General features: G+C 50.5%; 15 protein-coding genes. 5 read left to right on the top strand and 10 right to left on the bottom strand.

Annotation, left to right across the window (positions count from 1 at the left end; all coding sequences use genetic code 11):
- Positions 1-54: 54 nt before the first annotated feature.
- The 4 genes from A9165_RS09010 to A9165_RS08995 all read right to left on the bottom strand — a co-directional run bounded on the left by A9165_RS09010 (position 55) and on the right by A9165_RS08995 (position 1,772).
- Positions 55-339 carry a type II toxin-antitoxin system RelE/ParE family toxin gene (locus tag A9165_RS09010; protein WP_008949998.1) on the bottom strand — a complete coding sequence of 95 codons (285 nt, stop codon included), beginning with the start codon at positions 337-339 and terminating at the stop codon, positions 55-57.
- Entirely contained in the window at positions 329-580 is a 252-nt protein-coding gene (locus A9165_RS09005; protein ID WP_008608928.1) for a type II toxin-antitoxin system Phd/YefM family antitoxin, read from the bottom strand. The genes A9165_RS09010 and A9165_RS09005 overlap by 11 nt, the downstream gene beginning before the upstream one ends.
- A 269-nt stretch (positions 581-849) precedes the next feature.
- Positions 850-1,320, bottom strand: a complete 471-nt coding sequence (locus tag A9165_RS09000; protein WP_065955633.1) for an RES family NAD+ phosphorylase — start codon at positions 1,318-1,320, stop codon at positions 850-852.
- Positions 1,320-1,772, bottom strand: a complete 453-nt coding sequence (locus A9165_RS08995; RefSeq protein WP_008608925.1) for an antitoxin Xre/MbcA/ParS toxin-binding domain-containing protein — start codon at positions 1,770-1,772, stop codon at positions 1,320-1,322. The genes A9165_RS09000 and A9165_RS08995 overlap by 1 nt, the downstream gene beginning before the upstream one ends.
- A gap of 158 nt (positions 1,773-1,930) precedes the next feature.
- On the opposite strand from A9165_RS08995, the gene A9165_RS08990 reads away from it, so the two are divergent.
- Complete coding sequence (locus A9165_RS08990) at positions 1,931-2,278, top strand: PadR family transcriptional regulator (protein ID WP_008608924.1); 348 nt, start codon at positions 1,931-1,933, stop codon at positions 2,276-2,278.
- On the top strand, positions 2,278-3,225 hold the full coding sequence (locus A9165_RS08985) for a hypothetical protein (RefSeq protein ID WP_065955632.1): 948 nt from the start codon (positions 2,278-2,280) through the stop codon (positions 3,223-3,225). The genes A9165_RS08990 and A9165_RS08985 overlap by 1 nt, the downstream gene beginning before the upstream one ends.
- Positions 3,226-3,353: 128 nt before the next feature.
- On the opposite strand, the gene A9165_RS08980 is transcribed toward A9165_RS08985, so the two are convergent.
- The 3 genes from A9165_RS08980 to A9165_RS08970 form a co-directional block, all read right to left on the bottom strand.
- On the bottom strand, positions 3,354-3,575 hold the full coding sequence (locus A9165_RS08980; protein ID WP_008949994.1) for a hypothetical protein: 222 nt from the start codon (positions 3,573-3,575) through the stop codon (positions 3,354-3,356).
- Positions 3,576-3,868: 293 nt separating this feature from the next.
- Complete coding sequence (locus tag A9165_RS08975; protein ID WP_008608921.1) at positions 3,869-4,081, bottom strand: hypothetical protein; 213 nt, start codon at positions 4,079-4,081, stop codon at positions 3,869-3,871.
- Between the two features lie 14 nt (positions 4,082-4,095).
- Positions 4,096-4,314: a hypothetical protein gene (locus A9165_RS08970; RefSeq protein ID WP_065955631.1), complete on the bottom strand. Its 219-nt coding sequence runs from the start codon at positions 4,312-4,314 to the stop codon at positions 4,096-4,098.
- 185 nt (positions 4,315-4,499) lie between these two features.
- Here A9165_RS08970 and tadA point away from each other — a divergent pair, with 185 nt between their 5' ends.
- Entirely contained in the window at positions 4,500-5,003 is a 504-nt protein-coding gene (tadA, locus tag A9165_RS08965) for a tRNA adenosine(34) deaminase TadA (protein ID WP_008949992.1), read from the top strand.
- Here tadA and A9165_RS16900 read toward each other — a convergent pair.
- Both A9165_RS16900 and mltF read right to left on the bottom strand, forming a co-directional pair.
- On the bottom strand, positions 4,960-5,124 hold the full coding sequence (locus tag A9165_RS16900) for a hypothetical protein (protein ID WP_008608916.1): 165 nt from the start codon (positions 5,122-5,124) through the stop codon (positions 4,960-4,962). The genes tadA and A9165_RS16900 overlap by 44 nt on opposite strands.
- A gap of 74 nt (positions 5,125-5,198) precedes the next feature.
- Positions 5,199-6,629, bottom strand: coding sequence for a membrane-bound lytic murein transglycosylase MltF (gene mltF / locus A9165_RS08960; RefSeq protein ID WP_065955630.1), 1,431 nt, complete (start codon positions 6,627-6,629; stop codon positions 5,199-5,201).
- 198 nt (positions 6,630-6,827) lie between these two features.
- On the opposite strand from mltF, the gene purL reads away from it, so the two are divergent.
- The gene (gene purL, locus A9165_RS08955; RefSeq protein ID WP_065955629.1) at positions 6,828-10,718 is read left to right on the top strand and encodes a phosphoribosylformylglycinamidine synthase; all 3,891 of its coding nucleotides are present in this window, start codon (positions 6,828-6,830) and stop codon (positions 10,716-10,718) included.
- An 89-nt stretch (positions 10,719-10,807) separates the two neighbouring features.
- On the opposite strand, the gene A9165_RS08950 is transcribed toward purL, so the two are convergent.
- On the bottom strand, positions 10,808-11,017 hold the full coding sequence (locus A9165_RS08950; RefSeq protein ID WP_065955628.1) for a hypothetical protein: 210 nt from the start codon (positions 11,015-11,017) through the stop codon (positions 10,808-10,810).
- Positions 11,018-11,132: 115 nt separating this feature from the next.
- On the opposite strand from A9165_RS08950, the gene A9165_RS08945 reads away from it, so the two are divergent.
- Entirely contained in the window at positions 11,133-11,888 is a 756-nt protein-coding gene (locus tag A9165_RS08945) for a hypothetical protein (protein WP_065955627.1), read from the top strand.
- Positions 11,889-12,084: the final 196 nt, after the last annotated feature.

Raw genomic sequence — 12,084 nt, 5'->3', positions numbered from 1 at the left:
TCAGATTAAGTCGAGACTAATTCAAATTGTTTGTAGTGCTTGCTCTATTAGATCTTAGGTTCGCTTTTTGAGAGACGAATAAACCTTACCCTTTTCCCGCTTACCTACGGCAATTACATACACAAACAGTTCATCGTCAACAACCTCATAGGCTAATCGATATCCGGCAGAGCGAAGTTTAATTTTGTACACTGATTCATAGCCACTTAACTTATCAGCAGGTACTCTGGGATTTTCTAATCGCTCCGCCAGTTTTTTCTTGAATTGACTCTTGATCGGGGCACCAAGCTTTTCCCATTCCTTAAGCGCAGCCGGAAGAAATCGCAGCTTATAAGTCATCCAGCGACACCGTTATAGCTTTATCCTTGTCACCACGACGTTCCTCAACAAGCCGCGCCAATTCATAGTCTTCCAGCATATCCATCAGAGCCTCGTAGGTCTCTGCTGGAATCAGATAGGCTGCAGGTTTATTGTGGTTTAGCACCGCTATCGGTGAACCACTTGCCTGAGCGAGCAAGGCTGAGGGGTTTTTCTTAAGTTCTGAAATGCTTACAGAAAAGTCCGCTAATACCTGACGCATAAAAACCTCTATTTTGACCTTAATTATGGTCTTATATTAGCTCGTTTTTCTATTGGGTGCTACGAAGTTTTAGGTATGACAGTTATATATTGTGTTGAATTCCTGTTTCACGCTCAAAGCAGCCTTTCCTTACAACATGATAGAGCGACATCAACTAACGGTGCTTATCCCACTATCGCAGATGGCGACTGCGGTACGGCAAGCATACCGGGGCCGAGCATAACGGAGTCAGTCGGGGCTGGGAGTTGCATTGGATTTGGCGTATTAAGCTATCTAAAGATCCGTGCATCAAAACTAAATTCGAGTTTTTCGGCTTTGGCGAGGATAGCAGGCAGCAGCGGGTGCTGCGGATTAATCAGGTAGTTACGGTCTCGCGGCGAAATGCTTGAGGGGACCTGAAGTGCGGCGAACTCGGGGTTTTCGGCGTTAAGAAATTGATCGCCAATCAGTTGCGTCTGTTCTGGCGCCGGTATTGCCCGCCAGTTAGGTGGTAGAACTGAATTGTCCAACGGGATAATCAGCTCGTCGGGTAACTCAATGCGGTAAAGATCGTATTGCTGAATCACCTCGGGGGCGTGATTAAGGTGTACAAAAACTTCCAGGATACAAAGCGATTCGGATGCAGCGAAATACAGCGCCGCTGTGCCTTTTGAGTTCCAGCGCCCGCCAAATAATTTTGCGCCTTGCGGATTGAAGGGCGCCTCGGCGAACTTTTTTTGGGTCAGCCGGTACAGTTGCATCAAGAAAACACGCCGTGTTCGAGCCGGCCGATTAACTCTTTAACCGTTTCAAAATCGACAGTGGTCGCAATCATATCTAATGGCCGCTTGCCATTCAGGCCATACACACTTTCACGCAACCAGGTCAGAGCGCGTTGTTCATTGCCAAAAAGCTCGGTCGCTAGTTTGATCAGCAGTGCCAGGCGGTACATAACGTCACTTTCCTGAGTGTTGAAACGTTCTCCATTTTTCAGGCGGCGCTTAATGGTGCTGATTGGGATCAGGGTAACATGGTGAAACTCGGTTTGTGACAACCGGGCTTTCGCCAGAATGTTACGATAGACCTCTGGTTTAAAGCCTTGATGAATAGCGGCATTTTTTGACGTTGCCTCATCTTCTATACCAAGGCTATACCAAAAATTCGGTTGGTACAGTGGTGTGGGTTTAAAGCTTTTCACTGCGCTGACAGTCATCATTGAGCCCTTTTTGGTTCATATGGCCTATTAAAAATAGCCCATATGGGCCAGTAGTGCAATTTTTAATTATTATCCCCCTTGCTTTTATACTATGCGTCACCTAGTATTTTGCTGTGTGACGCACAGTATGCGGCACACAGTATCAGGAGCAAAAGATGACACAATCGCAACTGGACAAAATTCGGCTGGAACTGCGCCGCGGGGTGCTGGTTTTGGCGGTGCTGGCGTCGCTGAAAGAGGCGCATTATGGCTATTCGCTGCGCAAACAGCTTAACGACAACGGTATTGAGATTGATGAAGGCACCCTGTATCCGCTGATCCGCCGTCTGGCAGAGCAGGGGTTACTTGACAGTGAATGGCAGCAAGGCGAAGGGCGGGAGCGGCGTTATTACCAGCTATCTGCCAGCGGCCACAGCTTGCTTGGGCAGTTAACCGATGAATGGCAACAGCTTAATGGCGCCCTGAGTAACTTACTGGGTGTAAAGCCAGAGGAGACAGCATAATGGATTTAGTAACACGTTATATTGCTGCGGTGCAGCGCGAGTTACCCGAGGATAAACGCGATGAAATTGGTCGTGAACTGAATGCCAATATCCGGGATCAGCTGGATGCGCTGGCGGAGCAAAAAGGTGAGCTTAGCGACGACGACAGTGCTGCCGTGCTGCTACAAATGGGGCATCCACGCGATGTGGCCCAGCAATTTGTGCCGCCGCAGCCGTTAATTAGCCTGAGCTATATGCCGGTGTACCGCTATACCCTGTATATGGTGCTGGGGATTTTGTTTGTCCTGCAAATTATCGCCAGTACCAGCGCCTGGTTGCACAGTCAGTTTGGTTTGCTGCTGTATCTGAAAAGCGTTGCCAGTGGCTTTATCGGCGATGCCTGTCTGGCATTTACGGCCATAACTGTGACTTATATGTTGTTATCGCGAGAGCCAGCTGCAACGACAAACGCCACACCGAACTGGCATCCGCGGCAGTTACCGGCGGTGGGGCCGGGCTGGCAGACGATTTCGCTGCAGAATATTTTCACCGATCTTGGCACCTATGCCTTTTTGTTGGTGATGATCTGGTATCCGCTTTGGTTTACCCCAGAGCAGTTAGAGGCGCAGCGTATTAGTCTGGCTGAGCCAGCACGGCAGTTTCTCACCTGGTGTACACCGGTGTTGCTGGCCGGGATAGTGCTGAATATTGGACAGCTGAAACAACGCTTCTGGAATCGTCCGCTGTTAATCGCAAATGTGGTGCTAAATAGTGCGCTGGTGCTGATCTTGCTGTATTTGGCTGTGAATGGGCCGCTGTTAGATATTAAACTTGACGAATTGCCTAACGCCTATGAATGGGTGTCAATGCAGCGCATTATAACGGCGGCCTTATTTATTACCGCCTGCTTTCCGGCTTACGAGCTGGGCCGCGATCTGCTGCGCTTAAAGCGTTTAAAGGCGGGCTGAGCAGCTTTAAGCCAGGCCAGAAATGCCAGAGGCTGAACGCTAGTTCAGCCTCTGTATTCAGTTTAGTGCTGTGGTAAAGATTTTACTGGCACGTTTTATAGCGATACCCGCACCCGCCAGCTAACTGCTTAGTACTGCCGGCTGCGCTTATTATCGCGCACCAGCCACCAGATCAGATAACCCAGGATCACCAACGGTAATACCGTGAATAACAAGGTCAGGCCGATGCCAATGACCGCGCCGACCAGACCAATTAATAAGCCAAAGATGGTCGCGGCAATGGCGATTAAGCTTGGTAAGCAGTAAATGCCGACAGCGACTAATAAAATAATAACGATTGTTCTGTTCATACTAAGATCCTTTTGTTCGAGCTATTGATTCAGGTTAGCCTAAGGTAATCAAACAGCATGCCAAAAATATAGTTATTAAATATCAGTTACTTAAGTTGTGACGTTTGTCGATGCAGCGGTTTGCGACCACCGGGCTTAGCGAAATTAACCAATTAGTGGTGAAAATCTTTATCAGAGCACTAGCGGTAGGGCCAGCGTCTGTGTTGGTGGCGGCGGTAGGTCTGGGTTATTACAGCAAAAATAAAAACGGGCAGCAGTAAGCGGCCCGTTCCGGAGGTTGTAGTAGGATGCTGTCAGAGCTTGTTGATCTGCTCTTTTAGCTGATAGGACTTGTCGGTAACAATACTTTCCAGGGTGCCCACCCGCTCCTTCAGTTTGGCAATTTCTGCCTGTAAGGCTTCGATATCCGCCTTGCCGGCTTTGCCTTTGGTTTTCATATGCGTTTCGTAGGCTGCGTAACCCAGACCACCAATAATGGCAATAGCCGCAATTTCAAATGGACCCATCTCTGCTTTACCTCTTATAACCGGTTAATTTCTTCTTTTAACTGATATTTTTTATCTGTCACTATGCTTTCCAGTGTCGCCAGGCGCTCTTTTACTGCCCGCAGTTCCTGCTGCAGTTCATCAAAGCCTTTACCCGACGCCAGGTGCCGGTATTTATAGCGCATTTTCAGCGCATCATAGGCCACGCCACCGACGATTGCCACTACCACTATTACCACCACGCCAATATCCATTGTTATCTCCTTGCTGTTTTTTTGTAAGTAAAAGCAAGCACAATGCCATTATTGTAAGTTATTGATTAATAGCAAATTGATTTAAAGGTGCGGCCTGTACTTAGCGTAAAATGCAAATATTTAGTCAGCTTTAACATAGTCTAGTGGTAAAATTGGCCAAAGAAAGTGAATTTTTGTAAGGCTTTATGACTGACGAACAGTGGATGCGCCATGCTCTGATGCTGGCACAGCGGGCGGAACAGCTGGGCGAGGTGCCAGTCGGGGCGGTATTGGTTAAAGATCAGCAGATCGTTGCTGAAGGCTGGAACCAGATGATTAGTCTGAATGATCCCTCGGCGCACGCTGAAATGCAGGCGGTACGTCAGGCTGGCCAGGTACTGGACAACTATCGGCTGCTCGATTGTACGCTCTATGTTACGCTGGAACCTTGCACTATGTGTGCCGGAGTACTGGTACACAGCCGGATCAAACGTCTGGTCTACGGGGCGGCTGATTATAAAACCGGTGCCGCAGGCTCGGTGCTCGATTTAGTACGCTACCCGCAGTTTAATCATCAGTTAGAGGTAACGGCCGGGGTGCTGGCTGAGGAATGTGCCGCCATGTTGTCTGCGTTTTTTCAACGCCGGCGGGCCGAGAAAAAACAGCTTAAACAGCAGGCGCTTCAACCAGATGTTGAAAGTAAGCAATAAAACTGCGGCGGCGGTGATGTACCTTTTTAATTTGCAGATTGCGCTTAATCCGGCGGCGGCTGGATGCCACATCCAGTAAGCGACGGCGGCGTTTTAGCGCCGGCTTTTTCTTTTTTAGCATAGACTTATCCTGTTCTTTACACTGTTGTGAATAATATGGGCAGGGCTGGCGGGCTGCAAGCACCCCAGATGAATTTATTGTGACAGGGGCGGCGCCTCGGCAACTTGCTCACTTTGTTCGACCAGTCGTTGCCGCTGTTGTTCCTGACGCTGCTCTAATTGTTGCCGCTCATCTACACCCACTAGCGTATCGTAATAGCGGCGGATATTTTCAACATAGAGTGCGGCTTCGTCACCGCGGGCAAAACCAAAGCGGGTATGTTGGTACACCGATTTTTGCCGTAGCAACGGCAAGCGCTGTTTTACTTCCAACCATTTATCCGGATCGGCGCCATCACGCTGCGTCAGGCGCCGGGCATCTTCCAGATGACCCCAGCCAATATTGTACGACGCCAGCGCAAACCACAGCCGGTCTGGCATCGGGATCCGCTCCGGGATCCGGTTTAGCAGCAGCTGCAGATAACGGCTACCCCCGGCAATACTTTCTTCGGCATCCAACCGGCTTTGTACTCCCATTTGCCGCGCAGTGGGCATGGTCAGCATCATCATACCGCGTACCCCGGTAGGGCTGCGGGCTTTCGGATTCCAGTGCGATTCCTGGTAACTCAGCGCCGCTAACAGGCGCCAGTCGAGGTCGCCGGCATATTCGATAAACCAATGCCGGAATGCCGGTAGGGTGTCTTCGATAGCCCGGATAAAGCGGATGGTATCGACATAGTCAAACAGCTCAACATGGCCAAAATAGCGATCTTCCAGCGTAACCAAATCGCCATTTTGATAAACATGGCCAAAATACTCAATCAGTACACTAAACAGGCTGTCGTCCTGATTTTTGGGTAGCAGCCAACCTACCGGCAGATTTTCACTGACGGTCAGGCCGATATTCAGTTGCGGGAATAGCCGGCGGTTTACCGCCAACTGGTTAGAGTCGGTCAGGGTATAGCGGATGCTGCCATCGACCACTTTTTGCAGCAGTTCATCGGCGTCCAAATCGGCTGATTCCTGAAAGCGGATCGCCGGCTCCTCCGCCGCCAGACGGCGCAGCGTTTCGGCATGGCTACTAAAAGCCGAGACGATTACCGCCTCATCCAGTTCGGCCAGTTGCTGTGGCCAGCTGTTGCCCTGGCGAAAAACCAATAATTCGTCAATCCAGCGGTAGGCCGGTGCAGCCCGGAATTTCGCGGTGCGCTCCGGTGTCAGCGTTAAACCACCGGCAATAAAATCCACCTGGCCGTTTTTCAGCTTGCGCTGTAAATCTTCCAGATCGAAGCTGGGAAACAGTTGTAATTCGACGCCAAGACGATCGGCCAGGCCCTTGGCTAATTCATATTCAAAGCCAGTCGGACCATCGACGCCAATATAGTAGCTGGTCGGGCCATGCAGGATGCCGACGCGGATCTGACCGCGCTGATAAATGTCAGTAAGCTGATTTGTTTGTTCTGGCAATGGCTTAGAGCATGCCAGTAACAGCAAGCTCAGACAAAGCACAGACCATAATCGCAGCATAATCAGTTCCGGTTGAGACGACTTTGCGATGTTACCGCAAACTTCTTGACCACAGCCAGACTTTTCACATATCACTTAGCGCGAATTTTCTTTATAATGTGGCGCCTTTTAAGGCGTGTTGATGTTTGCTGCAAAAACAAGCAGCAAACGTCAGCACGTCCTAGGTTCCACTGTCGTTCAACCAACGGAAAATAGCCTATGTTGATCCTGCGTGGTGCACCTGCACTGTCCGAATTCCGAATTCAAAAGTTACTCGATCTTTGTGCCCAGCAAAATTTACCGGTTAACGGTATCTATGCCGAATATATGCATTTTGCTGATTTATCGGCACCACTTAGCAGCGAACAGCGCCAGGTGCTGGATCAACTGTTAACCTACGGCCCGAGCATTGCCAGCCACCAACCCAGCGGTTTGTTGCTGTTAGTGACACCACGCCCCGGCACTATTTCTCCCTGGTCTTCCAAAGCCACCGACATTGCCCGCAACTGTAACCTGCCAACGGTAAAACGCCTAGAGCGTGGTATTGCCTATTATGTTGACGCCGTAGCCTTAACCGCGGCTCAGCAGCAACAACTGGCCAGCCTGTTACATGACCGGATGATGGAAGCGGTGTTTACCGAGTTGGAGCAGGCTGCCGCGCTGTTTGCGCAGGCCGAGCCGGGTACTTTAAGCTCGGTGGACATTCTGAGCGGTGGCCGTGCGGCGCTGGAACAGGCCAACCAGACGATGGGTCTGGCCTTGGCCGATGATGAAATTGATTATCTGGTCAGCAATTTTCAGCAGCTGGGCCGCAACCCGAACGACATTGAACTCTATATGTTTGCGCAGGCCAACTCTGAGCACTGCCGGCACAAGATTTTTAACGCCGACTGGACCATCGATGGCGTAAAACAGCCTAAATCGCTGTTCAAAATGATTAAGAACACCTTCGAGCAAACACCGGATTATGTGTTATCAGCTTATAAAGATAACGCGGCGGTGATGGTTGGCTCTGAAGCCGGTCGTTTCTTCCCGACGCCGGATGGCCGCGAGTATCAGTATCACCATGAGCCAATCCATGTGCTGATGAAGGTCGAAACCCATAACCACCCGACGGCGATTTCACCTTATCCGGGCGCGGCAACCGGCTCGGGCGGCGAAATCCGCGACGAGGGTGCTACTGGTGTGGGCTCTAAGCCCAAAGCGGGCTTAGTGGGTTTCTCGGTGTCGAACCTGCGTATTCCGGGCTTTGTGCAGCCGTGGGAAAGTGATTTTGGTAAGCCGGAGCGCATTGTTACCGCGCTGGACATTATGCTGGAAGGCCCACTGGGTGGCGCCGCCTTTAACAACGAATTTGGTCGTCCGGCGATCAACGGTTATTTCCGTACCTACGAAGAAAAGGTGCACAGCCATAACGGCGAAGAAGTTCGCGGTTACCATAAGCCGATTATGATTGCCGGTGGTCTGGGCAATATCCGCGAAGAGCACGTTCAAAAAGGCGATTTGCCGGTGGGTGCCAAGCTGGTGGTATTAGGCGGCCCGGCGATGAATATCGGTCTGGGTGGTGGTGCGGCGTCTTCGATGGCATCAGGCCAGTCGAATGAAGATCTGGATTTTGCTTCGGTACAGCGCGATAACCCGGAAATTGAACGCCGTTGTCAGGAAGTGATTGACCGCTGCTGGCAGTTGGGCCAGGACAACCCTATCGTCTTTATTCATGACGTCGGTGCCGGCGGTTTATCCAATGCCTTCCCGGAGCTGGTCAACGACGGCGGTGTGGGTGGTAAGTTCGAGCTGCGTAATGTACCGAACGATGAGCCTGGCATGTCGCCGCTGCAAATCTGGTGTAACGAATCGCAGGAGCGCTATGTGATGGCGATCCCGGCAGACAAAATGCCGGTATTCGAAGCCATCTGTAAACGTGAACGTGCCCCTTATGCGGTAGTGGGTGAAGCCACCGCCGAACAGCATTTAACGCTGAGCGACAGCTACTTTGGCAATACGCCGATTGACCTGCCGTTAAACGTGTTACTGGGCAAGGCGCCAAAAATGCACCGCGAAGTGCAAAGCTTAAAAGCGCCGGCTAAGCCTTTAGATCGCTCTGCTATTACGCTTGCCGATGCGGCCGAGCGTTTATTACGCTTGCCGACCATTGCCGAGAAAACCTTTCTGGTAACCATTGGTGATCGTACGGTAACGGGTTTGGTCGCGCGCGATCAGATGGTGGGCCCCTGGCAGGTGCCGGTGGCGAACTGTGGTGTTACTGCGGCCAGTTATGATACCTACCATGGCGAAGCCATGGCGATGGGTGAGCGGACGCCGGTTGCCTTGCTGGACTTTGCTGCCTCGGCCCGGCTGGCAGTGGCGGAAGCCATTACCAATATTGCTGCCACGGATATTGGTGACTTAAACCGGATTAAACTGTCTGCTAACTGGATGGCCGCTGCCGGTCACCCGGGCGAAGATGCCGGTTTATATGCGGCGGTAAAAGCCGTTGGCGAAGAGCTGTGTCCGGCACTAAAAGTGACGATCCCGGTGGGTAAAGACTCGATGTCGATGAAAACCCGCTGGCAACAGGATGGTGAAGATAAGGCCGTTACCGCGCCTATGTCGCTAATTATCACCGCCTTTGCCCGGGTAGAAGATATCCGTAAAACCGTGACGCCCCAGCTGCGTACTGATAAAGGCGCCAGCTCCTTGCTGTTAATCGACTTGGGGCAGGGCGCTAACCGCTTAGGCGGCTCGTGTTTAGCTCAGGTGTATAAGCAACTGGGCGATCAGCCAGCTGATCTGGATAGCCCACAGCTACTGATTAACTTCTTTAATGCCACGCAGCAACTGACGCGCGAGCAGAAATTGCTGGCCTACCATGATCGCTCGGACGGTGGTTTATTTGTCACCCTGGCAGAGATGGCCTTTGCCGGTAAAGCCGGTATCGCCGCCGATATAAGCGCTCTGGGCAGCGATGCGCTGGCAGCGTTATTCAGCGAAGAGCTGGGTGCGGTGCTGCAGGTTGCCGACAGTGAACTGGCTTATGTCCAGCAGGTGCTGGCCACACATAATCTGGCAGACTTAAGCCATGTTGTAGGTAAAGTTGAACAGAGCGATCGTTTTGAAATCAGCCAGCAGGGCACTGTGGTATTTAGCGACAGCCGCAGCCGTCTGCGTACTGTCTGGGCAGAAACGACTTATCAGATGCAAAGCCTGCGCGATAACCCGGCGGGTGCTAAGCAGGAGTTTGACGCCAAGGCCGATCAGCAGGATCCGGGCTTGCACGCCAAGCTGACCTTTGATCCGAATGCCGATATTGCCGCGCCGATGATTTTAAAAGGCGCTGCACCCAGGATCGCGATTTTGCGTGAGCAGGGTGTTAACTCGCAGCTGGAAATGGCCGCAGCCTTTAACCGTGCCGGCTTTAGCGCGGTTGACGTGCATATGAGCGATATTCTGAGCGGTCGGGTGTCGTTAAAAGACTTTAACGGTTTAGCGGCCTGTGGTGGCTTCTCTTACGGCGACGTGTTAGGGGCCGGTGAAGGCTGGGCCAAGTCAGTGCTGTTTAACGAGCAGGCACGCAAAGAGTTCCAGACCTTCTTTGAACGGCAATCCACCTTTGCCTTGGGTGTTTGTAACGGTTGTCAGATGATGTCGAATCTGAAGAGCCTGATCCCGGGTGCCGATTTATGGCCACACTTTGTGCGCAATAAATCTGAGCGCTTTGAAGCCCGCTTTAGCCTGGTGGAAGTGCAGCCAAGCCCGTCGCTGTTCTTTAGCGGTATGGCTGGCTCGCGGATGCCGATTGCGGTATCGCACGGTGAAGGTCATGCCGAGTTTGCCTCGCAAGCTGCCTTTGCGGCGGCTAACCAAAGCGGTACTGTGGCACTGCGTTTTGTGGATAACTATGGTCAGGTTACCGAGCAGTATCCGGCAAACCCGAATGGCTCAGTGGCCGGTATTACCGCGCTGACTACCACCGATGGCCGGGTTACCATTATGATGCCACACCCGGAGCGGGTATTCCGCACCGTGGCCAACTCCTGGCATCCGGACGACTGGCAAGAAGACAGCCCCTGGATGCGGATGTTCCGCAATGCCCGGGTATGGTTAGGTTAATTCCTAACACCATCCAATAAAAAACCTGCTGCGGCAGGTTTTTTATTGGGCGCTTTTCCTGTTGTCAGAAACTGGCTATCACGGCATCACTACTGGTTTTTTTCTTCCGTGAACAAGGAGCGGATCCAACCAAAACCGATATTAAGGAGCCCAGCCAGGGTGTCTGCCTTTACCGAGGGCTCCGCCGGGTGAATCGCAGTTGGCGACTGCGCATGAGATTGCTTGGCATTGTTGATCGCGCCGTCAAAGAAATCATCGGCGCCTTGTTGGGTACTGTAAGTGCTACAGGCGCTAATCATTAAGCTGACGACAATAGCTGCTACTGTGATGATCTTTTTGGTGTTGTTTTAATTTGAATTATAAGTTATAAACTTATGGCTTATATCTTACTATCATACTAAGGATGGCTAAACTATGAAAAATCTAATTTCAATTCTACTAATGTTTGTCTTTTTTTGGTTGTCTTCGACCAAGGCATTCGCAGACGTTATTTTCGATGACGTGAATATGACGTTACATGTTCCTGCCAGTAAAGCCGAACACGAACTGATCGTTGGCTTTAATAACGGGCAGCTGTCCCGGCTTGAACAGCGCAACGCGCTAACTCGCTTCCATACCGAGCTGAACATAAAATACGTAAAGAAAGGCATGACGGAATTGCAAAGAGCGGAAGTCGCATTGCAAAAAATTAACTTACTCCGTCAGGCCGGCGCCCTGACTATTCAACGTGTACCTACTAATCGTAGACTGGAAAACATTACCTATGAATACGTTATCATTCATCAAGATGCTAAAATTAATGCTGGAGGCGGCCTTTTGTATTTCGGTGATATTGATTTGCAATTGAAGTATCTTGCGGCTCTACTCGGAGCCGAAGTAGATTTCGATATAGATCATTCCATCATCAAGGCGCATCCTACAACAAAGAACTTAATTAACTCTGCTGACTTGTTTAGTTTGTCGGATGAAAGAAATGAAAACGAGCTTGAAGATGATAGAAGATTTAATGAGTGGAAGGATTGGCTTTGGAACTGGTTAAACGGTTTACCTCATGGTTTCTCTGGGCAAGACATTTTAATCATTGATTACGATGGAGACTTAATAGAATGGTGTGGAGTTTATATTGACCATCAAGGTGAATTTCAAGAAGCTCATTGCGCCTGGTGGTAGCGCTAATTTATTTCTTTAATATCCGTAAAATAGCTAGTGCAATCGAAATAAGGTAAACATTATAGATTTTACTTATATAATCATTTAAGAATGCAGAATTTTTGAACTCACGCAGCTCTCCTCGTAGAGAAATGATTTTTAAAGCTCTTAAATTCAATCTCTTATTTACAAGAGAAAGGGAGCTTGGAGTATGCTG

This window comes from Alishewanella sp. HH-ZS (assembly GCF_001704375.1).
GTDB lineage: Bacteria > Pseudomonadota > Gammaproteobacteria > Enterobacterales > Alteromonadaceae > Alishewanella > Alishewanella aestuarii.
The sequence above is the reverse complement of the archived record's forward strand: the minus strand, read 5'-3'. Positions and strand labels throughout refer to the sequence as shown.

Bases quoted from the DNA above. Each gene is read 5' to 3' on its own strand.
- A9165_RS08945 (WP_065955627.1), top strand. From the start codon at position 11,133: ATGAAAAATCTAATTTCAATTCTACTAATGTTTGTCTTTTTTTGGTTG.
- A9165_RS09010 (WP_008949998.1), bottom strand. From the start codon at position 339: ATGACTTATAAGCTGCGATTTCTTCCGGCTGCGCTTAAGGAATGGGAA.
- A9165_RS08990 (WP_008608924.1), top strand. From the start codon at position 1,931: ATGACACAATCGCAACTGGACAAAATTCGGCTGGAACTGCGCCGCGGG.
- A9165_RS08985 (WP_065955632.1), top strand. From the start codon at position 2,278: ATGGATTTAGTAACACGTTATATTGCTGCGGTGCAGCGCGAGTTACCC.
- A9165_RS09000 (WP_065955633.1), bottom strand. From the start codon at position 1,320: ATGCAACTGTACCGGCTGACCCAAAAAAAGTTCGCCGAGGCGCCCTTC.
- mltF (WP_065955630.1), bottom strand. From the start codon at position 6,629: ATGCTGCGATTATGGTCTGTGCTTTGTCTGAGCTTGCTGTTACTGGCA.
- tadA (WP_008949992.1), top strand. From the start codon at position 4,500: ATGACTGACGAACAGTGGATGCGCCATGCTCTGATGCTGGCACAGCGG.
- A9165_RS08970 (WP_065955631.1), bottom strand. From the start codon at position 4,314: ATGGATATTGGCGTGGTGGTAATAGTGGTAGTGGCAATCGTCGGTGGC.
- A9165_RS16900 (WP_008608916.1), bottom strand. From the start codon at position 5,124: ATGCTAAAAAAGAAAAAGCCGGCGCTAAAACGCCGCCGTCGCTTACTG.
- A9165_RS08980 (WP_008949994.1), bottom strand. From the start codon at position 3,575: ATGAACAGAACAATCGTTATTATTTTATTAGTCGCTGTCGGCATTTAC.
- A9165_RS09005 (WP_008608928.1), bottom strand. From the start codon at position 580: ATGCGTCAGGTATTAGCGGACTTTTCTGTAAGCATTTCAGAACTTAAG.
- purL (WP_065955629.1), top strand. From the start codon at position 6,828: ATGTTGATCCTGCGTGGTGCACCTGCACTGTCCGAATTCCGAATTCAA.
- A9165_RS08950 (WP_065955628.1), bottom strand. From the start codon at position 11,017: ATGATTAGCGCCTGTAGCACTTACAGTACCCAACAAGGCGCCGATGAT.
- A9165_RS08995 (WP_008608925.1), bottom strand. From the start codon at position 1,772: ATGACTGTCAGCGCAGTGAAAAGCTTTAAACCCACACCACTGTACCAA.
- A9165_RS08975 (WP_008608921.1), bottom strand. From the start codon at position 4,081: ATGGGTCCATTTGAAATTGCGGCTATTGCCATTATTGGTGGTCTGGGT.